We start from the raw sequence: 21,120 nt of genomic DNA, 5'->3' as shown, positions 1-21,120 counted from the left end.
CCGGCCGACCGATGTCATCATCCGCACGGCCGTCACTTGTGCGCGGCGGCCCCGCCCCGTACGCCGCTACTACCTGCCCCACCTCATCGACCAGGTCCTGACCGGCCGCATCAACCCGGGCGAGGTCTTCGACCCCACCCTGCCCCTGGACCAGGTCGCCGAGGGCTACCAGGCCGTGGACGTGCGCCGCGCCACCAAGGCCTCCTCACGCCCTGCCCCCACACACACCCTGGCCGGACGCCTGCGGCCCGGCCCCGAAACGCCCCGCGAAGGACTCACCGTGACCACATTCGCTCTCGTCGGAGCCGGCCCCGGCCTGGGACTGGCCACCGCCCGCCGCTTCGGAACGGCAAGCCACAGCGTCGCGCTCATCTCCCGCAACGTCGAGCACCTGGACGCTCTGACGGCCGAACTGAGCCGTGACGGCGTTCCCGCCCGCGGTTTCGCCGCCGACGTCCTCGACCCCGACTCCCTCACCACGGCTCTTGAGGCCGCCGCCGAGACTCTCGGGCCGATCGAGATCCTCCAGTACAGCCCGGTGCCCCGCGCCGACTTCATGAAGCCGGTCCTCGACACCCGTGCATCGGACCTCGACGCCCCGCTGGCCTTTTCCGTCAAGGGACCGGTCACCTGTGTCGACGCGGTCCTGCCCGGCATGCGGGCCCTGGGCCGCGGCACCCTGCTGTTCGTCAACGGCGGCAGCGCCGTGCGCCCGCACCCGGAGCGGGCCGGCACCTCGATCGCGTTCGCGGCAGAGAGCGCCTACGCGCGCATGCTGCACGACGTGCTCGCACCGGAGAACATCCACACGGCCCAGCTGATCATCCCCGGCGCGATCCACCCCGAAGCAGAACACAGCAGCCCCGACGTCCTGGCCGAGCGCCTGTACGCCCTCCACGCCGAGCGGACCGGGTTCCGGCATTACGCCGAACCCCTGCCCGAGTGACCAGCCCGCACGCCCACGAACTCGCCCCTCCGTGTCCTGGCCCGCGCCGTCCCGGCAGCCGCTCTGCTCCCGGACGTCGCGGCCTGCACCGGCTCTTCGCCGGCCTCCCCGTCCCCGGCATCCACCACTGAGCGCCAGGCCTTTGCTTCGACGAGGATGGGCTTGGCGGAACCCTCTTCGGTTCTAGACTCGCGCCATGGGCAGAACCGACCGCGTCAGCCGCGTCATCGCGGCACCACCGGGCACCGTCTACGCCGCCCTCCTCGACCGGGAGTCCCTCGAGGCCTGGCTGCCGCCGGACGGCATGCGCGGGCGGGTGGAGCGGTGGGACCCCAGGCCTGGTGGCGGGTTCCGGATGGTGCTCACCTACCTCGACCCCGCCAGCAGCCCCGGCAAGACCTCGGATGCGACGGATGTCGTCGATGTCGGGTTCACCGACCTGGTGCCGACGGAACGCGTGGTGCAGCAGGCGGTGTTCGAGTCGGACGACCCGTCGTACGCGGGCATCATGACGATGACCTGGCACTTCGCTGCCACCAGTGACGGGACCGCGGTGACCGTCACCGCCACGGATGTGCCACCCGGCATCGACCAAGCAGCCCACGAGAGCGGCATCGCCTCATCGCTGGCCAACCTGGCGTCGTACGTCGAAGCAGCTCGCTGACGCGGGCAGGCACGGTCCACCCTGCACGGCGCCGTGGGAGGAAAGGGCTTGCAACGTCGCCGCTCTGATGTGTGCTGCCGCCGCCTAGCCGGGATGGCCGGGCTACGGGGCGGCGACGGGAGGCGCGATGAGGACGAGCTTGCCGGGATACTTCTTGGACAATAAGTCCTGCTGTGCCTGGGCGATTTGGGCCAAGGGGGTAGGTGCGGTAGGTGCGCGAGACGACGGGACGGATTTCGTCGTCCTCGATGTACACGATGAGGTACTCGAATACCTCGTCGTCCTGGAAGGTGCATCCCAGCCATGGCCATCTACGACACGAGTACCGATCGCTGGGTGTCTGCCGGGAATTCGCCCGCATCCTCCCGGCCCAGCGGGCATCGGCCCCGCTCGTCCTTCGCGGACTCACGCCCAGCGACCGGCTGCGGCGGGCCCTGGTTCAGGGCAGCCGCCGAGCGCTGCACGCGGAGGAAGCCGTCCTCAGGTACGGGCGCCGGACGCGTGGGCACCGGCCGGGTACGCTGCCCGCTCGCTCAAGAATCGCTGACGAATGGCTGAGGAATCGCTGAGACATCGCTCCGGGGAGGAGCGAGGAGGGGTGCGATCATGCGCAGAGCGGCAGGAATCAGGCACAGGTGCGGGGTGTGCGTCACCGTGCTGGGCATGCTGCTCACGGCTGCGGGATGCGGCACGGGCTCCCAGCCGACCGATTCCGGTGCCTCGAGCTCCGGCAGCACGCAGGGCTCCCGTGGCAACGACGCCTCGCCGAAGGCGTCAGCAGGCTCCCTCACCTGGGAGTTCGAGCACATCGCGGACTTCAGCGGAAAGCTCACCGATGTCGCCGCCCTGGCCGAGGACGACGTCTGGGCGGTCGCGACCGAGAACAACGGCGAGTCCAACGCCCATCTGCTGCACTACGACGGTACGCAGTGGAAGCGCGAGCCCCTGCCCGAAGCGCTCAGCGCCGGCAACTACCCGCCCTTCCTCGAAGAGGTCGGTGAGAAAACACTGTGGCTGCGGCCGCAGACCGACGAAGACGCCACCGCCGTGAACCGCTGGGCACAGTGGGACGGCATCCGCTGGTCCGCGGTGCCGAGCCCCCCGCCAGGCAGCGCCGCTGACTTCGAGGCCACGGGCCCGGACGACATCTGGACCCTCGACGCGGCCAAGCAGACCGCGCAGCACTGGGACGGCACCCGCTGGACCACGACCCGCCTGCCCTACGGAACCTCCGACCTCGCAGTGGTCGGACCGGACGATGTCTGGGCGGTCGGCAGCCGATCGACCGGACCGGGCACCGAACTGGGCTCCGGCCAGGTCTACAGCCAGCCCGCCTCGATGCACTGGGACGGTACGTCCTGGAAATCGGTCGACACCCCACAGGCCCACTTCGAGGACCCCGTTCCGCCGGAGCCAGGCGCCGGCCTCGACCAGGTCTTCGCGCTCGACAGCGGTGATGTTCGCGCGTACGGCATGAACACCTTCAATCACGGCGAGGTCGACAACGAGCCCGCAGACCAGTTCCTCCGGCTGCGCCGGGACGGCTCGAAGTGGGTGGAGCAGGAGCCCGCGCCGGGCGGTTGTGCTCTGCGGAGACCGGTCGCTCAGGACGACAAGGGTCTGTTCCTCGACGGCAATTGGTACCTGGCCGGCGAGGACACATGCGTGAAGATCAAGCGCCACCGCCTCCCCCTGTCCAGCGGCGCCCGCAAGGGTTCGAACCAGTCCCTTTGGCTTGAGGAGATCCACCGGGTGCCGGGCACCGACGAATGGCTGGGTGCCGGGCACGTCCAGGTCAACCAGTCCGGCGACCCCTTCGGGGCCCCCGTCGTGGTACGCCTCAAGCGCGGCAGCTGACTTCGCCAACCACCCGGTGCCCACCGGTGTTTCGGGCTTCTTTCACTGAGGATGCACGCCTTCACTCACCTTCAGTTTTTCTTTTCTGTGGACAAAGTGTGGACGCTCCGCGACCCCGTCCCTACGCTGAGCGTCGCTCGGCCCCAGAAGTCTGCGTTACCCACAGCGGAACCACGCAGGAGGAAGAGTGACGCCACGCCCCGTGCACATATCACGCTCCAGACGTCGCGGCGCCCGAGGAGCCACCGGGCTGCTGCTCACCGCTCTCCTCGGTGCCGGCCTGGCCGCCCCGACGCCGGGCGCGGCCGATGACGGTCCGCGGCCGTTCGCGGATCTGCCCCCGCAGGAACCGGGGGTGACCCTGCGCGTCTTCGACGTCCAGTCACCGCTGACCAAACTCTGCGACCTCAAGCCCGCGCAGACCCCGAACGTCGACAAGCTGATCCCCACCGCCGACTGGACCTCCACCGACGGGTTCGGGTTCGAGAACAACTTCGTGTCGCAGATCATCGGCAATCTGAATGTTCCGGAGGCCGGCTCGTACGGCTTCCGGCTGATCAGCGACGACGGTTCGCGGCTCTTCCTCGGCGAACAGCAGGTCATCGATCACGACGGGTTGCACGGAGCCGAGCCCAAGGACGGCGAGATCACGCTGAACGCCGGTTACCAGTCGCTGCGCATCGACCACTTCGACGCGGGTGGCGGCCAGCAGGTCACTCTGCAGTGGAAGCCGCCGGGAGCAGATGAGTTCACCACGGTGCCGAACTCCGTGCTGAGCACGGACGCCGATGTCGTACGAGTGACGGCGCCCGGTCGCAAGGAGTGCGAGGGGACGTACGACACCCCCGGAGACGGTCTGCCGCTGACCGAGGTCAACCCGGGGTACAAACTGACCGATCTGCGGCCCAAGGGCTTCGAGCCGCAGGTCTCCGCGATGGACTGGCTGCCCGACGACCGTCTTGCGATCACCACCTGGGGCGGCAGCACCGAGACGAAGGGCGAGGTGTACCTCCTCGACCACGTCACCGGGGACACCGGGCCCGACAAGGTCACGTACAAGAAGATCGCCGACGGGCTCAAGGAGCCGATGGGGATCAAGTACGTGGACGGGAAACTGTACGTCTCCGAGAAGCATCAGCTGACCGAGCTGAACGACACCGACGGCGACGACGTCGTCGACGAGAAGCGGAAGATCGCCGAGTGGCCGTACGGCGGGAACTTCCACGAGTTCGCCTTCGGGCTGCTCTACGACCAGGGCGACTTCTATCTGAGTCTTTCGGTCGCGATCAACTACGGCGGAGCGAGTACGGATCCGCAGCCCGCGCCGAACCGCGGTACGACCATCAAGGTCAACAAGGCGACAGGCAAGGTCAGTTACCTCGCCGGCGGTCTGCGCACGCCGAACGGGATCGGGCGCGGCCCGGGCGATGACCTGTTCGTCGCGGACAACCAGGGCGGCTGGCTGCCCGCGTCCAAGCTGGTGCACATCAAGCAGGACCGGTTCTTCAACCACTACATGAACCCGGACGGCCCCTTCGACGACCAGCCCGTCAACAAGCCGGCGCTCTGGCTGCCGCAGAACGAGATCGCCAACTCACCCAGTACGCCGATGCAGTTGAAGAAGGGGCCGTTCGCCGGGCAGATGGTCTTCGGCGACGTCACCTACGGAGGACTCCAGCGGGCCGACCTGGAGAAGGTCGCCGGCGAGTACCAGGGTGCGGTGTTCCGGCACACGCAGGGCCTCGAGTCCGGCATCAGCCGGATCAGCACCGGGCCCGACGGCGCGATCTACACCGGCGGGCTCGGCGCCGACGGCAACTGGGGCCAGGAGGGCAAGCTCCGCTTCGGGCTGCAGAAGCTGACGCCAACCGGGAAGACCGCCTTCGACATCAAGACGATGCGCGCCACCCGTGACGGCTTCGAACTCACCTACACCAAGCCCCTGTCCGAGGAGACCGCGACCAAGCTGACCAAGGGGGCGTACTCCGTCGAGCAGTGGCGCTATGTGCCGACACCCGCGTACGGCGGACCGAAGGTCGACGAGGAGTCGCTGCCGGTCGCGTCGGCGAAGCTCTCCGACGACCGCCGCAAGGTCCGGCTCACCATCCCGGGCCTGAAGCCGGACCGCGTGGTGCACGTGCGCTCACCCCGCCCGTTCTCGTCGTCCGAGGGCGAGCAGCTGTGGTCGACCGAGGCTTGGTACACGCTCAACGCCAAGCCAGGTCCCGAGGAGCCGGTCACGACCTACGACGCCGAGTCCGCGAAGCTCTCCGGCAGTGCCGGCATCGACACCGAGCACGCCGGCTACACCGGCGGAGGCTTCGTCGACGGCTTCGGCGAGCAGGGGGCGAAGGCGAGCTTCGACGTCGCGGTCGACAAGAAGGGCATGTACGACGTGGGCCTGCGGTACGCGAACGGCCCGCACCCCGCACCGGGCACCAAGACGATCAGCGTCACTGTCAACGGCGGCGAACCGAAGCAGACGAGCCTGCCGTCCACGGGCGAGTGGAACCGCTGGTCCACCAAGACCGAGCGGCTCGAACTGCGCAAGGGCCGCAACACGATCACGTACGCCGTCGGGGCCGGTGACACCGGTCATGTGAATCTCGACGCGCTCGACGTGCGCCGGCCCGGCGCCCGGATCGACCTGTTCTCCGGCGGGAGCATCTCCACCGCCTGGCAGCACTCCGACGGCCGCAGCGCCGAATGGCCGCACACCGCCGACAAGTCCATGGAGGTCTGCTGCGGCGACCTGCGCACGAAGCAGCACTTCCAGGACTTCAAGCTGCACGTCGAGTTCCGCGTGCCGAAGCTGCCGGACGACGTGACCGGACAGAACCGGGGCAACAGCGGGGTCTATCTCCAGGAGCGTTACGAGGTGCAGATCCTCGACTCGTTCGGCGTGGCGAAGCTCGCGGACAACGAGGCGGGGGCGATCTACCAGAAGAAGGCCGCCGACCTCAACGCGTCTACTGCGCCGGAGACTTGGCAGACGTACGACATCACGTTCCGCGCGGCCCGCTTCGACGCGGACGGCAAGAAGACATCCGACGCCAGGGTCACGGTGGTGTGGAACGGCAAGAAGGTCCATGACAACGTGGCGGTCGACGGCCCGACGGGCGCGGGCGACCCGGAGTCCGCGGCGGCCGGCGCGATCCGGCTCCAGGACCACGGGAACAAGGTGCGATTCCGGGACGTGTGGGTGGAGCCACTGTCCTGACACGGCTGTTTCCGCAGCGCACCCTGGCGACGGTTCGCTCACCGGGCCGTCGGCAGGGTGCCGCTCACCGGCGCAAGGGCCTGTCTTCACATTCCCGTCGTCCGCCCGGAGGGCGGGCCCCGCGGCGTCCGGTGCGTGCAGCTGCAAGGCGGAGGAGGGCGTCGACGCGATGGGGGTACCCCCTGCTCGAGCGCAGCCGAGAGCTTGGGGGAGTCGGCAACCGAGGATCCGCCATCAAAATGATCTCACTCATGGAGACGTCATCTCGAAGGGGAATTCGGTCCCGGACGGCCTTCGTCTCCACCGTGTCTTCGCACACGAAGCCAGCCAGGTAGGACAGTTGTCGGGTGCCGACGAGGATGACGTGTTGCGAAAAGATTGCGTCTGGCGGGCGGTGGCCCAAGGGCGAGTTGACGCCGCAGGTGTCGGCAGGCAGGCAATAGCTGCGACGTGCAAGTGCTCGGGCATGTGGCAGATGTAGCGGAACTCGCCGAGCGCGTGGAGAGGGCCCGGCGCACGCACGCAGCCGGTCATGGTCATCGCGCTGACCAATGGAGCGCGATGGCAACGAGGCACACTCCCAAGTCACCAAGTTGCAGAAAGACTTCGGGCCACGCGCCACGCCGCCGTGGACCGAGTTGGCCGAAGGGCTGATTGCCCAGCACCGGGCGCCACTCGCCTACAGCGACGACCCGGCACCGGGCGACTGGGGTGTGGCCGTGCACCGCAAACAGGGAGACGCGTCTCCACCTTGCCGTCTCGGAGGATGCTCAGTCGAGGCAGAACTCGTTGCCCTCGATGTCCTGCATCTGGAGGCACGACTCGTTGTACTCATCGGCAATCAGCAGTCGCCCCCGTACCGCGCCGAGCGGGACCAGACGTGCACACTCGGCCTCGAGCGCGGCGAGGCGCTCTTCACCCACGAGCCCGGTGCCGACCCGCACGTCGAGATGCACCCGGTTCTTGACGACTTTGCCTTCGGGAACGCGCTGGAAGTACATGCGCGGGCCCACGCCTGAGGGATCCATGCAGACAAACCCTGAACCCTGACGCTCAGGCGGCAGCGAGCGATTGTAATCGTCCCAAGTAGCAAACCCCTCCGGCGCCGGCGGTACGACGTACCCCAACACCTCGCACCAAAAGCGAGCGACGCGCTCAGGATCCGCGCAGTCGAAGGTGACTTGGAACTTCTTGATCGATGACATCGGCGCACCATAGCAGGGGGGTACTTCCGTTGCTCATCTCCCGGTAGGCATACGCACGTTGACGACTGATCGCCTTGTTCGAGAGGCGCAACCGTGCGGCGGGCGGCCACGCAGGCGACATGCTCGATGCGAAGCGCCGCATCGGCGACCAGTTCGGCATAGCCATGGGTCTCGACCTGCTGGCCGCGACCTGGTCCGCGCAGGACGAACCGCACCGCGCGGTCACGGCGATCAGGGTCGTCCGTGCCGTTGGCCGGCTCGGTGCTCCAGATCCGACGCGCGAGAGCATCAGCGAGGTCTACCGTGTCGCTGGCGCACAGTACGTAGATGGCTGGGGTCTGCTCGCGGAGCCCCATACGGTCCTGTCGACGCGGAGTGAACCAAGCACCGAACACGGCCCTTTACGAGGCCGAAACCGGCTCCTATGTCTCGTCCGCCCGCGCGGACACTTCTTTGTCCACCTCCAGCGGATGCACCACGCAGCGTGCGTCCGTGCCCCGGCGGACCTATGACGTACACCGGTCCCGGGACAGATTCCACCAAGGAATCCCCTGGCGTGCGCTGAGCGCCGATGCCGCGGCGGACACGCCCGACGGCCCCGCCTCCTGCGCTGCGCCACAGGCAGTGGCGTCAGCGGCCAAGGGCCGGACCAGCCGCCCCCGCCGCTCGGCGGCCTCGGTCCACACCCTGGGCAGGAATTCAGTCCCGGTGGTTCACGATATTGATGACGTTGCCGTCCGGCGCCCGGACCAGGAAGCGACGCACGCCCCAGGATTCCGTCGTCAGCGGACGCACGATCTCGAAACCCAACTCCTGCGCTTCCGCGTAGGCGGAGTCCACGTCGTCCGTGAGCACGGAGACGACCGAGTCCGCGGATGAGGTGGCGTCACGCGTGACGAGCTGGATGTTCGCCCCCGTCTCGGGAGACGTGTACCGGGCCACCCACCCCATGTTGAACTCCTCGGTGCGCAGCCCGAGGTAGTCGGCGTAGAAGCCCTTCGCCGTGTCGACGTCGGCTACGTGGAGGTTGGCGATGATGCGGTTCGCGCGCATGTGCTTCTCCTGTCCCCGCCAGGCGGTGCCCTCGGCGGCACAGCCGCCATGTCCATTGCGACGGGGCGGCCCTCCCTGCCCTCCGCCGTACGGCGGTGCTCACCTTGGGCACACGCCGCCCGCATCCACGCTCCGTCGCACCGCCTGTCCGACCCGCTCCGATCGTCAGCAGATCCGCGGGAGTTGCTCGCCGATCGGCAGGTCGACGACGCGTGTGCCGCCCAGGCCCGTGCGGGCGACCACCATGCCCGGATGCTCCGCGACGGCCTCGCCGATCACCCGCGCGTTCGCACCCAGTGGATGTGCGCGCATCGCATCGAGGACGGCGTCCGCGTGTTCGCGCGGAACGAACGCCACGAGTTTGCCCTCATTGGCCACGTAGAGGGGGTCGAGACCCATGATCGCGCACGCGTTGGCCACGGCCGGCGGGACAGGCACGTCACCTTCCCGGATGACGACGCCGGCGCCGGAGGCGACCGCGATCTCGTTGAGCGCGGCGGCCAGTCCGCCCCGGGTGGGGTCGCGCAGCACGTGGAGGTCCGGTGTCACGGCAAGCATGCAGTCCACCAGGCCGCCCAGCGCCGCACAGTCACTCTCGACCTCGACACCGAATTCCAGACCCTCACGCACGCTCATGATCGCCACTCCGTGAACGCCGATGTCACCGCTGACGATGACTACGTCGCCGGGGACGACACGCTGGGGGCGGATGTCCACGCCTGACGGGATGAGCCCGATCCCGGCGGTGTTGATGAAGACACCGTCTCCGTGGCCGCTTTCGACGACCTTCGTGTCACCGGTCACCACCTCGACTCCCGCGCGCCGTGCGGCCGCGCCGAGGGTCTCGGCGACCCGAGCCACGACGGACATCTCGACGCCCTCTTCCAGGATGAAGCCGCAGGACAGGTAGGCGGCCCGTGCGCCGCTCATGGCGAGGTCGTTGACGGTGCCGTTGACCGCGAGGTCGCCGATGCTGCCGCCCGGGAAGAACAGGGGCCGCACCACGTAGGAATCGGTGGAGAACGCCATCCGGACACCGCCGAGGGAGATGGCGGCGGAGTCGCCGAGCTGCGACAGTGTCTCGCCGCCGAAGGCGGGCGCGAAGATGTGCTGCACCAGTTCGGCGGACAGGGCCCCTCCCCCGCCGTGTCCCATCACCACCCTCGGGTGATCACGCAACGCCACCGGGCAGGTCCATGCGGTCGGGTCCACGGCTGTGAGTCGGGTGGTCTCAGGCAACGGGGCTCGCCTCCAGCGGTGCGGTGGTGATGTCGAGGCGTCGGTACAGGTAGTAGGCGGCACACGCGCCCTCGCTCGAGACCATTGTGGCTCCGAGCGGATTGCGCGGTGTGCAGGTGGTGCCGAATGCGGCGCACTCGTTCGGCTTCAGCAAGCCCTGCAGAACCTCGCCGCTGCGGCACTCGGCGGGTTCATGAGTGTCGATGCCGGCCACAGAGAATCGGTGCTCGGCGTCGAAGTCGCGGTACCTGGAGGAGAGCCGCCAGCCGCTGTTCGGGATGACACCGATGCCGCGCCAGGCCCGGTCGGTGTCCTCGAAGACGTCCGCCAGCATGGACTGGGCCGCGGCATTTCCCTCGGGCCGGACAGCGCGAGGATAAGCGTTGTCGACCGTGTGCTCACCCCGCTCCAGTTGCAGCACGGTCCGGCGTACGCCTTCCAGAATGTCGAGAGGTTCGAAGCCGGTGACCACGATCGGAACGCGATAGCGGTCCGCGAGTTCTGGATACTCGCCGATGCCCATCACGCTGCAGACATGTCCGGCGGCGAGGAATCCCTGGACCCGGCAGTCCGGGGACTGCATGATCGCCTCGATCGCCGGCGGGACCCGCACGTGCGACACCAGGAGACTGAAGTTCCCGATGCCCAGCTTGCGTGCCTGATAAACCGTCATGGCATTGGGCGGGGCCGTCGTTTCGAAGCCGATGCCGAAGAACACCACTTCCCGGTCGGGGTTCTGCTGGGCGATGTGCAGAGCGTCCAGCGGCGAGTACACGACGCGCACGTCGCCGCCCTCACCGCGCACCTGGAAGAGGTCTCGGCCGGTGCCCGGCACCCGGAGCATGTCGCCGAAGGAGCAGAAGATCACTCCCGGCCGGGAGGCGATCTCGAGAGCCTTGTCGATGACCTCGAGCGGGGTGACGCACACGGGGCACCCCGGCCCGTGGATCAACTCCACCTGATCGGGCAGAAGTTGATCGATCCCATGGCGGATGATGGTGTGCGTCTGTCCGCCGCACACCTCCATGAGGGCCCATGGCCGGGTCACCACGGAGTGGATGTCGTCGAGCAGACGCCGCGCCAGGTCCGGATCCTGGAATTCGTCGAGATACTTCACTGTTCGGCCTCCTGTGGAACGTCCTTGTCGTCGGCCCACTGATGTCCTGGTCCGCCTGCTTCAGCCGCAAGCTCCCACGGGTCGCCGAACTCCTCCTGAAGCATCCCGAGATTCTCGAAGAGCTCCAGCGTCTGCATGGCCGATTCCTCGTCCAGTTTCTGGAGCGCGAAGCCCACGTGGACGATGGCGTATTCGCCCACCTGTAGGTCCGGCAGGTACTCCAGGCACACCTCCTTGACCACGCCGCCGAAGTCGACGGTGGCCATGCGGGTGCCGTCGCGATCCTCGATTTCCGTCACTCTCCCGGGTACCGCCAGGCACATGGGGTGCTCTCCTCGCTGTGGTGGTCCGATCCGGCTTGCCGACTGCGGTGTCACACGTCGGTCGCACGCCCCGCGATCATCAACTGTCCCAGCGCCAGCCCCCCGTCGTTCGGCGGGACTTCACCGGCGCGCAGTACTGTGAATCCGTCCTCCCCGAGCCCCCGCGCGCAAGCCGAGGACAGCAGGACGTTGGCGAACACACCGCCGGTCAGGACGACAGTGGCCGTGCCATGCCGGTCGCGCGCCACCGCACAGATCCGGCGTACGAGATCTGCTACTCCTGCATGGAAGCGGGCCGCGATGACCTCCGGCTCCGCGCCTGCGCGAACGTCCTCGACCACGGCTCGCACCACAGGTCCGGGGTCGGCGGTCATCGGCTCCGACGTTTTTGGACTCAGCGCGAATCGGTAGCCGGCGCCATCTCCGTCCACGGCCGCCCGCAGTGCGGCCGCCTCCAGCTCGATGGCGGCCTGTGCCTCGTATCCCACCAGGTGGCACACGCCCGCCAGCGAAGAGACGGCGTCGAAGAGCCGGCCCATGCTCGATGTCGGCACACAGTTCAGACTCCGCTCCAACTGCCGTGCCAGTACCCGCCGTTCGTCATGCGGGCAGGCGATCATACTGGGCAGGTCGTCCGTCCATGCGATGCCCGCTTCCCGGAGATGCGCGAGCGCCATCCGGTACGGGCGGCTCACGGCGGCGTCGCCGCCCGGCAGGGGAACGTACGCCAGATGGCCAAGGCGCCGGGACGTGTCGTAGTCCGCGAGCAGGATCTCACCGCCCCACACCGCCCCGTCGTCTCCGTATCCCGTGCCGTCGAAGGCGATGCCGATGACAGGCCCGGTGCCGTCGAGGCCGTGCTCGGCCATGACCGCGGCGACATGAGCGTGATGGTGCTGCACGCGTACGACCCGGCGGGTGTTCGCGTGCCTTTCGGCCCACTGACCGGATCGGTAGCCGGGGTGCCGGTCCGCCGCCAGCAGTGCGGGCTTCACACCTGTGATGGTCTCCAACTGACGTTCTGCGCGCGCGAAGGCGTGCTGGGTCTGGAGGTCGTCCATGTCTCCGATGTGCGCGGACAGCCACGCCCTCCTGCCTTCGCCGAGGCAGAAGGTGTTCTTGAGGTCTCCCCCCACGGCGAGAGAGGGCCTGACGGGCACCGGCAGGGAGACCGGCAGCGGGGCATAGCCACGGGCGCGACGTACCGTCATCCGTTCCCCGTCGCACACGCGCACCACGGAGTCGTCGCAGGGCACGTGGATGGGGCGGTCGTGGGTGAGCCAGGCGTCGGCCAGCGGCGCCAGCCGCTCCCATGCCTCGGCGTCGTCGGTGACGATGGGCTCACCGGCCACGTTGCCGCTGGTCATCACCAGCACTCGCGGCCCGTCCGGGTCCCCGGGCAGGCCGAGCAGCAGGTGGTGCACGGGGGTGTACGGAAGCATGACCCCCAGATCGGGACTGCCCGGTGCCACCGCGTCCGAGAGCCGAAGCTGCCTTGACGGGGCATCAATTCGACTCCTCAGCAGGACAATCGGACGGACACCACCGGTGAGAAGGGTCCGCTCGGGGGGACTGATGTGCACCAGGTGCTCGATGTCGGCGAGGTTCTTCACCATCACCGCGAACGGCTTGTCGCCCCGTCCTTTGCGGCTGCGGAGCGCGGACACGGCCTGGGAGTTCTCGGCGTCGCAAGCGAGGTGGTAGCCGCCGACGCCCTTGACGGCGAGGATGGCGCCGGCGGCCAGGAGTGCGCGTGCCTCGTGGATCGGGTCGACGTCGGTATCGGGTCGGGGCGACGCGTACACAAGGCTCAGGCGCGGGCCGCAGGAACGGCAGGAGACGGGCTGGGCGTGGAATCGCCGGTCTGCCGGGTCCGTGTACTCGCGTGTGCAGTCGGCACACATCGGGAAGCCGGCCATGGTGGTGTGCGCACGGTCGTAAGGGAGTCCGGTGACGATGGTGAAGCGCGGCCCGCAGTGTGTGCACGTGATGAACGGGTGACGGTGCCGACGGTCGCCGGGGTCGGCCATTTCGGCGAGGCACGCGGCACAGGTGGCCGTGTCAGGGGGGACGAGTGTGCGTGACGATCCCTGCGAACGCGAGGCGACGATGGCGAATCCGCTGCCGCCCGTAAGGGGGACCTGCTCGTGTTCCACGGACTCCACCAGGGCCAGTGGCGGGGCCTGTTGAGCGATCCGGTCGCAGAACCGGGCAACGGCGGAGTGATCTCCCTCGACCTCGGCGACGACGCCGTCCTCGGTGTTCGTCACATGCCCTGCCAGCTCCAGCGACGTGGCCAGGGTGTACAGGAACGGACGGAACCCAACACCCTGTACGACACCTCGTACGGTGACGCGACGGCGCTGAACCGCCCGGGCGGCGGCCGGGCCGGGCTGGAGTGTGCTCACGGGAGGGGCCGCGTCGTGACGACATCGTCCACGTGATCGTGGCGGTGGTGCTCGTGCGGCTGTGCGGCCATGACCGGTTCGTGGACGGCCCCGCCGTCCGCTACCGCGAGGGCACGATCGAGCAACTCCCCCACGCCGCTGCCGCGTCGGGCCGAGGTCAGGACCACCTCCACTCCGGGATTGACCTGCTCGACGTGCGCGCGGAAGGCCTCCTCGTCGAACTCGACGGCTTCGGCGATGTCGGCCTTGGTGATCACGACCAGGTGCGCGAGCCCGAAGGCAGTGGGGTACTTCAGAGGCTTGTCCTCGCCTTCGGTGACTGACGCGAGGACCACTCGAAGGTCCTCTCCGAGGTCGTAGGAGGCCGGGCAGACCAGGTTCCCGACGTTCTCCACGAACAGCAGGCGGGTGGCTTCCGGCAGCCAGCCTTCCAGGTGCCGCCCGAGCATGGAGGCTTCGAGGTGGCACAGCCCGTCGGTGAGCACCTGCTTGACCGGCACGCCGGACCGCGCCAGTCGTCTGGCGTCGTTCTCGGTGGCGAGGTCGGCGGTCAGCGCGGCGGTCGGCACTCCGCGCTCACGCGCGCGCAGGAGTTCGCGTTCCAGCAGGGCCGTCTTCCCGCTTCCGGGGCTGGACAGCAGATTGACCATCGTGGTGCCGCGGCCCGCGAGTTCGGCGCGTAGAGCGTGTGCGGTCGCGTCGTTCTTGGCGAGCACCGCCTGGCGCAGGTCCACGGTTCGGCACATGACTCAGCACTCCTCGGAGATCGGTTCGCAGGTTCGTCGGCGGGCGGTCGGCTCTTCCTCCCAGCGCACGCTGACGATCTGGAGCTCTCGGCCCGCCAGAAGTTCGGGCGTCGGCTCACCGCAGCGCGGACAGCACAGTCGCGGCGGCATGCCCACCGCCCATTCGTCGGCACAAGGTGAGCAGCGTGCCCGGCCGGGCACGGACTCGGTGACAAGCTCGGCCCCCTCGAGGAGGGTTTCGGCGCAGGCGAGTTCGAAGCAGAAGGACAGCGCGTCCGGGACGACGCCGGCGAGCTCGCCGACCTGTAGTCGCACCGAACTGACCCCGGTGACCCCGCCGTTCAGTTCCGCCGCCTCTTGCACCTGGCCGACGACAGCCATGGCGATGGACATCTCGTGCATCGGTCTCCGTCCCTGGCAGAGGCCGATCGTGGGGCGGCCATTGCGCTCGGCTCCATTACAGGGGGCCCACTGCCGAGCGACCGCGGGGCTCGCCGACTCCCCTGCTCGGGTGCACCGTTCGGCGCAAGCAGGGCCGTTACATGCTTCTCATACGCAGGTAGCGCTGGACGTCGGGCATGAACTGCCGTGCCAGCGCGGCGAGCGCGACGACGGCGATGGCCCCGATCACGGACCTCTTCATGAACATCTCCTCATTTACGAGCCTGATGGGCAGCGGTCCCGACTACAGGCGCCTCGCCCTCACCCACGATCGTCTGGATCAGACGCACGGCTTCCGGAACCGCGGCGGCCACCGGAGCACTCAGGCCGATGCCTTCCTCCAGGGAGGCGGGCTCGCAGCCGACCACCACGGTGCGGCCGGGAGGTGTCCCGCCGGTCCCGGAGCAGAGGGTCTCCAGCAGGGCCAGGACCGCGTCCGGTGACATGTGGTGGCCGTCGAGCACGGGTCCTTGCGGCGCGATGTCACCAGGCGAGTCGACTTCGATGCGGTAGAGCGTTCCGGGGTCACCGCCGCGGGCGGTGGCGTCGACGAGCACGAGGGTGTCGTATCCGTCGAGCAGTTGGTACGCGAGGTGCACACCCCGTACACCGATGTCCATGACCTCAACGTGCCCGGGAAGATGGTGTGTTGCGAGTACGTGCACCGTCTCGACGCCGAATCCGTCGTCGCCGAGAAAGATGTTCCCCACGCCGGCGACGAGCGTTCGAGCGCCGGTCTTGTCGTCCCCGGTCACTCGTCCTCCAGTAGGGCGATTTCGTCGGGCTGGAAGTACAGAAAACGGCCCTGCTCCCGACGGATGTCGGCGCCGGGGTCGCCTTCGACGGTCACCGCCAGGTGCACGCCCCCGTCGACGTCGTGCAACACGGCCTCGACGAGCGCGGTGCGTCCGTGCAGGAACAGGTCCTGGGCGTCGGTGCGACGCCGTCCCGGGCGCAGGATCACCCGGCTTCCGGCACTCACCGGCCGGCCGTCGACCGAGATCTCGTCGCGGGCCGGGTCCAGGCCGGCGTCGCCCTCCGGATTCCACCAGGGGGTCTCGGGCATGACGACATGCGGCTGACCCGGCTCGACGGGAAGGTCCGCTTCGACCTCGTCGCCGGGCGCTCTCGGGGCAGAGCCTGTTACTTCCCGCAGTGAGCGCACCGCGCCGTGCAGGCGTTCCAGCACCTCGGGAGGCATGGATTCGGCCAGGTCGATCACGGCGGCGGCCTTCGCGTCCGTACCGCGTGCTTCGCGCTTCTCCTGCTCGGTGAGGGCCGCGGTGCGCAGGGCCAGGATCTCGTCGATCTCGGTGGCGTCGTACAGCGCTCCGGGGCTTTCGGGGGCGACGGCCGGATGGTCCTCCAGGATGATCGGCGAGGAGAGCATCAGGTCCGCTTGGCCCGGCTCGCCGGCGAGGACCGGCCAGGTGTGCAGGTTGCGGCACGAGGTGACAGCGCCTTGGGCCCATTCCGGAGGGTCGGTCATGGAGAGAAACGAGCCTGCGCCGAGACACAGCAACAGGTGTGCGGCGACGAGCGAGTGCGGGAGGGCGGCGTCGCGGTCGGCTCTCCCGTCGTCCGGGGACCAGGTGCTGGTGTTCTCCACCACGGCGGTCAGCCGGGAGACCCGGTAGGGGCCGTCGACTTCGCACGTGGAGAGACGTACGACTCCGCTGACCTCTTCGCACCGGCGGACCAGTCGTCCCACCAGCCGGCCCTCGGCGTCATGTACGAGTTCGGTCTCCTCGCGCGCGGGGCGGCTGAAGGGGACAGTGATTCCGTCGCCGGCGAGCTCGGCCACGGTGGCGGTCAGTTCGACGCGTTCCTCCGCGCCCTCGTCCCAGGGGACCAGCACACGGTCCGGAAGCGACAGTTCGGACGCGTCCTCGAACGAGCCGTCCTGGCAGGCCCGTTGAACCGTGCGGCGCTGCGCATGCAGGAAGCGCACCTCGACCGACAGGGTGGCGTCCGTTCTGGGCTCCATCAGACACTCGGTGTGCTGGAAGTCGTGCTCGTCGCAGTCCGCACCCCAGGCGGGCGGGACCAGCACTCCGAACTGCCAGCGCAGCCGGTTCTTGGCCGCCGACGCCCGATACGGATAGAGCACGTAGCCCTCGAACAGCACCGCGTCGGCCACCGCGCGGGCGGCGGCGAACCGTGACTCCGTCTCCTGGCTGAATACGGCTGTCGTCACGGCGCCGACCTCTCGGTGGTCTGGGGCGGCGTGTCCGTGTCAGAGGATTCCAGGAGGGTGCGCATCGTCGCTTCCCAGGAGGACAGCGCCCGCCGCGAACGGAACGCCAGCAGGTCGTCCATGGTGTCGCGGGGCAGCCTTACCCAGCCGGTTCCCGGGAAGTGCTGGTCGATCATCTCCTGCCACACCTTGACCGGCATGAGGTAGGCGGCCTCGCGGTCCCAGGGCACGGGCTCTACGTGGAACCCTCCGGCCCCGGTGAACGCGGTCCCGGAAAAGAGCAAGAGGAGCGGCACATCGCCACTCGACAGAGCGTGGAAGTAGCGGGTCGAGGCGACGTCCATGTCGTACGTGCAGGGCACGACCAGGTCGACTTCCGTCAGCCCGGTGAAACTGGGGACCATGAGCGAGATCTGTGCGAACTGCAGCGGCTGGAGGGTGCTGCCCCAACGGGCTCGGCGGCCGAAGAGGTCATGCAGTCCTTCGGCCTCGTCGGCGTCGTAGCCGCGCCTGGCCGGTTCGATGCGCATCTGGCAGCGCAGGGCGAGCGCGTGCACGCGCGTGTGCTCGGATGCGTTGATGCGCAGCCGGAAGACCAGGGTGGGGCCGGCGGCGTACTGGTCTGCGCGCACGCCGACGCAGGAGAACGAGAACTCCGTCATCGACGGTGCGCCTCCTCCGGTGTCCTGGCCCGCTGCGCGATGTGATCGAAGAACGCGGTCAGATCGGCACGGGCCTCCGCCCCGCCGTCGAATCCCTGCCACAACATGCGCATCCGTCCCACGAGTTCGTAGCAGATGTCGACCGGCACGAGATAGCACTCGGTCCGCTCCTCCACCCGCCGCAGGAGCAACGCCTCCACATCGGGTTCGAGCAGTTCGGCCAGACGGCTCTTGCCGAGTGCGGTCTGCCAGGTGGACGGGTCGAGTTCGCTCTCGGTGGCGCCCGCCGGGCTGGGGTAGAGCGCGACCAGTCTGTCGAGCGAGGCATTGCGGAAGAAGAACGCGACACTGACCGGGATCTGCAGGAGCTCCCAGGCACCGGGATCGAGTGGGTGGTCCGGGTCCGTCAGATAGCGGTCCGGGACGGTGCGGAACCTCCCGCCGCCCGCGCCGCTCTGCTCGAAGAGCACGGCGCACGGGGTGCAGGCGCAGGCGAGGGCGCGGTTCTCGGTGTCGACCATGTGCCGGTGGTTGCCGTCGTCGATCGGCGCTCCGCACAGTTCGCACGTCTCGGGGCGAGACATGCGCGGCGTCGCGAACCGCCGCAGCCCCGATGCAGGCGGACGAGTCCGCTTGTGCGGCGTGCTCATGGTGCCTTCGGCGAGTCGGGCGCGCTGCCGGCAGCAGTTGAGGGCCGTCGCGAGATCTGCAGAAGAGGGGGTTCCTGTTCCTGCGAGGGTTCCGCCCCCTGAATCTCGACCGTCGTCACTTCCGGCGCGAAACAGGCAAGGGCATCCTCGACCGCTTGACGGCCGGCCGCCGCGGTGCTTGCGCAGCCGCAGCCCGAGCTCTCCGCGGAGCGCAGGTGCAACGTGCCGGCGGCTTCGTCGAAGCTCAGAAGCTCGACGGGATAGCCGCGCACGCTGCCCAAGGCACGGGAGATGCGCGTGGCGGTGTCCTCGGGGTGCAGGTCGTGCAGGACGAGCAGGCTGGTGACCAGTTCGTCGTCGAGCAGTGCGGCGAGCGGTTCGCCCTTGGCCTTGGGCGCGTCGAGCAGCGCGACCATGCGGGCCAGGCCGGTGCCGTAGAAGTCCATCAGTACGCGCACCAGTTCCTCGGCCGCACGGGCGGCTTCGGAGTCGCCCTCGGAGGTCATGTGGTCGATGATTTCCTCGACCCGCCGGCCGGCCTCCTCCGCGTTCACCGCCGTCCTACCCGGCGGCCGGGCCGTGGTGGTGGACGCGCTCATCCGGCCAGCCCGCTCAGTCCGGTCGGCACGTGCATCTTCTGCACGGTCTTGCCGCCACCGACGTACATGTGGACGCCGCAGGGCAGACAGGGGTCGAAGCTGCGCACGGCCCGCATGATGTCGATGCCCTTGAAGTTCTCCGGGGTGTTCTCCTCGAAGATCGGCGTGTTCTGCACGGCGTCCTCGTACGGGCCGGGCGTCCCGTAGGTGTCCCGCGCGCTGGCGTTCCACGGAGTCGGCGGATAGGGATGATAGTTGGCGATCTTGCCGTCGCGGATCACCATGTGGTGGGACAGGACTCCGCGCACCGCCTCGGTGAAGCCGACGCCGAGTCCCTCGTCCGGCACCTCGAATTTCTCCCAGGTCTGGGTGCGTCCGGCGCGGACTTCCGCCAGGCCCTTCTCGGCGCAGTGCAGCGCGATGCCTGCGGCGTAGGCCTGGAAGTACGTACGGGCCCTGTTCCGCTCCAGCGCGTTGCTCCACTTCGGGATCTTCCACTCGAAGCGCGTCTCGGGCCTGGTCATCGTGCGGGGCAGGGTGATGACGACGCTGTGGCCCGTGGCCTTGACGTAGTCGGTGTCGACGAGCCCCGACAGCGCGGTCGACCACAGTCGGGCGATGGGGCCGCCACCGGTGTCAAGCGCCAGGTAGTCCTTGCCGTCGAACCAGCGAGGGGACATCACCCAGCTGTAGTTGCCCTCGAAGTCGCGCTTCTGGGGGGCGGGGATCGTGTGCTGGTTCCAGGGGTGGCGCGGGTCGACCGGATTGCCGAGCGGGTCGTGGGTGACGAACTGTTCCTGGCCCTGCCAGTCCTCGTAGTACGAGCTGCCGAGCAGGATCCGGATGCCGAGGTTGATCTCGGTGAGGTCGTCCGTGACGAGTTTGCCGTCCACGATGATGCCCGGGGTGACGAACATCTTCCGTCCCCAGTTGCTCATGTTGGCGTACGTGAAGTCGCAGTACTCAGGGTCGTTGAGCGCGCCCCAGCAGCCGAGCAGCACGCGGCGGCGCCCGACTTCCTCGTACCCGGGCAGGGCCTCGTAGAAGAAGTCGAACAGGTCGTCGTGCAGGGGAACGACGCGCTTCATGAACTCCACGTACCGCATGAGGCGGCTCATGTAGTCGGTGAAGAGCTGGACCGACGCGAGGGTGCCCACGCCGCCCGGGTAGAGCGTGGAGGGGTGCACATGGCGGCCCTCCATCAGGCAGAACATCTCCCGCGTGTAGCGGCTGACCTGGAGGGCCTCGCGGTAGAACTCGCCCTCGAGCGGGTTGAGCGAGCGCATGATGTCGGCGATCGTGCGGTAGCCGTGCTCTGCGGCGTGCGGCGCCTCGGTGCGCTCGGCGAGTTCCAGCACGCCGGGGTTGGTCTCGCGGACCATCTTCTCGCAGTAGTCGACCCCGACCAGGTTCTCCTGGAAGATGTTGTGGTCGAACATGTACTCAGCGGACTCGCCGAGGTTGATGATCCACTCGGCGAGGTGCGGCGGCTTCACTCCGTACGCCATGTTCTGCGCGTACACGGAGCAGGTGGCGTGGTTGTCGCCGCAGATGCCGCAGATGCGACTGGTGATGAAGTGCGCGTCGCGGGGGTCCTTGCCCCGCATGAAGACGCTGTAGCCACGGAAGACCGACGACGTGCTGTAGCACTCCGCCACCCGCTTCTGCTTGAAGTCGATCTTGGTGTGGATGCCGAGGCTTCCCACGATCCGGGTGATCGGATCCCAGGACATCTCCACCAGGCCGTCGCCGTCGGTCTTCGTCTTTGGTGCCATCTTCTGTGCAGCGCCCTT

Annotated in this window: 19 protein-coding genes; 4 read left to right on the top strand and 15 right to left on the bottom strand. The window is 68.5% G+C overall.

Annotated elements, in window-relative coordinates; genetic code table 11:
- The first annotated feature begins 280 nt into the window (after positions 1-280).
- From ACY0PA_RS41530 to ACY0PA_RS41515, 4 genes are all read left to right on the top strand, one after another.
- Positions 281-946, top strand: coding sequence for an SDR family NAD(P)-dependent oxidoreductase (locus tag ACY0PA_RS41530; protein ID WP_473086599.1), 666 nt, complete (start codon positions 281-283; stop codon positions 944-946).
- A 196-nt stretch (positions 947-1,142) separates the two neighbouring features.
- Positions 1,143-1,610, top strand: a complete 468-nt coding sequence (locus ACY0PA_RS41525) for an SRPBCC family protein (protein ID WP_473082503.1) — start codon at positions 1,143-1,145, stop codon at positions 1,608-1,610.
- Between the two features lie 663 nt (positions 1,611-2,273).
- Positions 2,274-3,467, top strand: coding sequence for a hypothetical protein (locus tag ACY0PA_RS41520; RefSeq protein ID WP_473082502.1), 1,194 nt, complete (start codon positions 2,274-2,276; stop codon positions 3,465-3,467).
- 187 nt (positions 3,468-3,654) lie between these two features.
- On the top strand, positions 3,655-6,687 hold the full coding sequence (locus ACY0PA_RS41515) for a 3-keto-alpha-glucoside-1,2-lyase-like domain-containing protein (protein ID WP_473082501.1): 3,033 nt from the start codon (positions 3,655-3,657) through the stop codon (positions 6,685-6,687).
- A 770-nt stretch (positions 6,688-7,457) separates the two neighbouring features.
- Here ACY0PA_RS41515 and ACY0PA_RS41510 read toward each other — a convergent pair.
- The 15 genes from ACY0PA_RS41510 to ACY0PA_RS41440 form a co-directional block, all read right to left on the bottom strand.
- Entirely contained in the window at positions 7,458-7,892 is a 435-nt protein-coding gene (locus tag ACY0PA_RS41510; RefSeq protein WP_473082500.1) for a VOC family protein, read from the bottom strand.
- 699 nt (positions 7,893-8,591) lie between these two features.
- On the bottom strand, positions 8,592-8,945 hold the full coding sequence (locus tag ACY0PA_RS41505; RefSeq protein WP_473082499.1) for a VOC family protein: 354 nt from the start codon (positions 8,943-8,945) through the stop codon (positions 8,592-8,594).
- A 165-nt stretch (positions 8,946-9,110) separates the two neighbouring features.
- Positions 9,111-10,184: a hydrogenase expression/formation protein HypE gene (gene hypE / locus ACY0PA_RS41500; protein WP_473082498.1), complete on the bottom strand. Its 1,074-nt coding sequence runs from the start codon at positions 10,182-10,184 to the stop codon at positions 9,111-9,113.
- Positions 10,177-11,301: a hydrogenase formation protein HypD gene (gene hypD, locus ACY0PA_RS41495; RefSeq protein WP_473082497.1), complete on the bottom strand. Its 1,125-nt coding sequence runs from the start codon at positions 11,299-11,301 to the stop codon at positions 10,177-10,179. Before hypD ends, hypE begins: the two co-directional genes overlap by 8 nt.
- Entirely contained in the window at positions 11,298-11,624 is a 327-nt protein-coding gene (locus ACY0PA_RS41490) for a HypC/HybG/HupF family hydrogenase formation chaperone (protein WP_473082496.1), read from the bottom strand. The genes hypD and ACY0PA_RS41490 overlap by 4 nt, the downstream gene beginning before the upstream one ends.
- 50 nt (positions 11,625-11,674) lie before the next feature.
- The gene (gene hypF, locus ACY0PA_RS41485) at positions 11,675-14,032 is read right to left on the bottom strand and encodes a carbamoyltransferase HypF (RefSeq protein WP_473082495.1); all 2,358 of its coding nucleotides are present in this window, start codon (positions 14,030-14,032) and stop codon (positions 11,675-11,677) included.
- On the bottom strand, positions 14,029-14,778 hold the full coding sequence (hypB, locus tag ACY0PA_RS41480; protein ID WP_473082494.1) for a hydrogenase nickel incorporation protein HypB: 750 nt from the start codon (positions 14,776-14,778) through the stop codon (positions 14,029-14,031). The genes hypF and hypB overlap by 4 nt, the downstream gene beginning before the upstream one ends.
- A 3-nt stretch (positions 14,779-14,781) precedes the next feature.
- The gene (locus ACY0PA_RS41475; protein ID WP_473082493.1) at positions 14,782-15,180 is read right to left on the bottom strand and encodes a hydrogenase maturation nickel metallochaperone HypA/HybF; all 399 of its coding nucleotides are present in this window, start codon (positions 15,178-15,180) and stop codon (positions 14,782-14,784) included.
- Positions 15,181-15,316: 136 nt separating this feature from the next.
- On the bottom strand, positions 15,317-15,421 hold the full coding sequence (locus ACY0PA_RS41470) for a DUF6893 family small protein (RefSeq protein ID WP_473082492.1): 105 nt from the start codon (positions 15,419-15,421) through the stop codon (positions 15,317-15,319).
- Between the two features lie 10 nt (positions 15,422-15,431).
- The gene (locus ACY0PA_RS41465; protein WP_473082491.1) at positions 15,432-15,974 is read right to left on the bottom strand and encodes a hydrogenase maturation protease; all 543 of its coding nucleotides are present in this window, start codon (positions 15,972-15,974) and stop codon (positions 15,432-15,434) included.
- Complete coding sequence (locus ACY0PA_RS41460; RefSeq protein ID WP_473082490.1) at positions 15,971-17,416, bottom strand: hypothetical protein; 1,446 nt, start codon at positions 17,414-17,416, stop codon at positions 15,971-15,973. Before ACY0PA_RS41460 ends, ACY0PA_RS41465 begins: the two co-directional genes overlap by 4 nt.
- A complete protein-coding gene (locus ACY0PA_RS41455; protein WP_473082489.1) occupies positions 17,413-18,078 on the bottom strand; it encodes a DUF6084 family protein in 666 nt (221 codons plus the stop codon). Before ACY0PA_RS41455 ends, ACY0PA_RS41460 begins: the two co-directional genes overlap by 4 nt.
- Positions 18,075-18,728 (bottom strand): DUF5947 family protein, encoded by a 654-nt coding sequence (locus ACY0PA_RS41450; protein ID WP_473082488.1) that lies wholly within the window; start codon positions 18,726-18,728, stop codon positions 18,075-18,077. The genes ACY0PA_RS41455 and ACY0PA_RS41450 overlap by 4 nt, the downstream gene beginning before the upstream one ends.
- Positions 18,725-19,327 carry a hypothetical protein gene (locus ACY0PA_RS41445; RefSeq protein ID WP_473082487.1) on the bottom strand — a complete coding sequence of 201 codons (603 nt, stop codon included), beginning with the start codon at positions 19,325-19,327 and terminating at the stop codon, positions 18,725-18,727. The genes ACY0PA_RS41450 and ACY0PA_RS41445 overlap by 4 nt, the downstream gene beginning before the upstream one ends.
- Entirely contained in the window at positions 19,324-21,102 is a 1,779-nt protein-coding gene (locus ACY0PA_RS41440) for a nickel-dependent hydrogenase large subunit (RefSeq protein ID WP_473082486.1), read from the bottom strand. The genes ACY0PA_RS41445 and ACY0PA_RS41440 overlap by 4 nt, the downstream gene beginning before the upstream one ends.
- Between the last annotated feature and the right edge of the window lie 18 nt (positions 21,103-21,120).

The organism is Streptomyces sp. DS1-CR2 (genome assembly GCF_055760475.1).
Note: the sequence above shows the minus strand (reverse complement) of the source record. Positions and strands in the feature narration are given on the sequence as shown.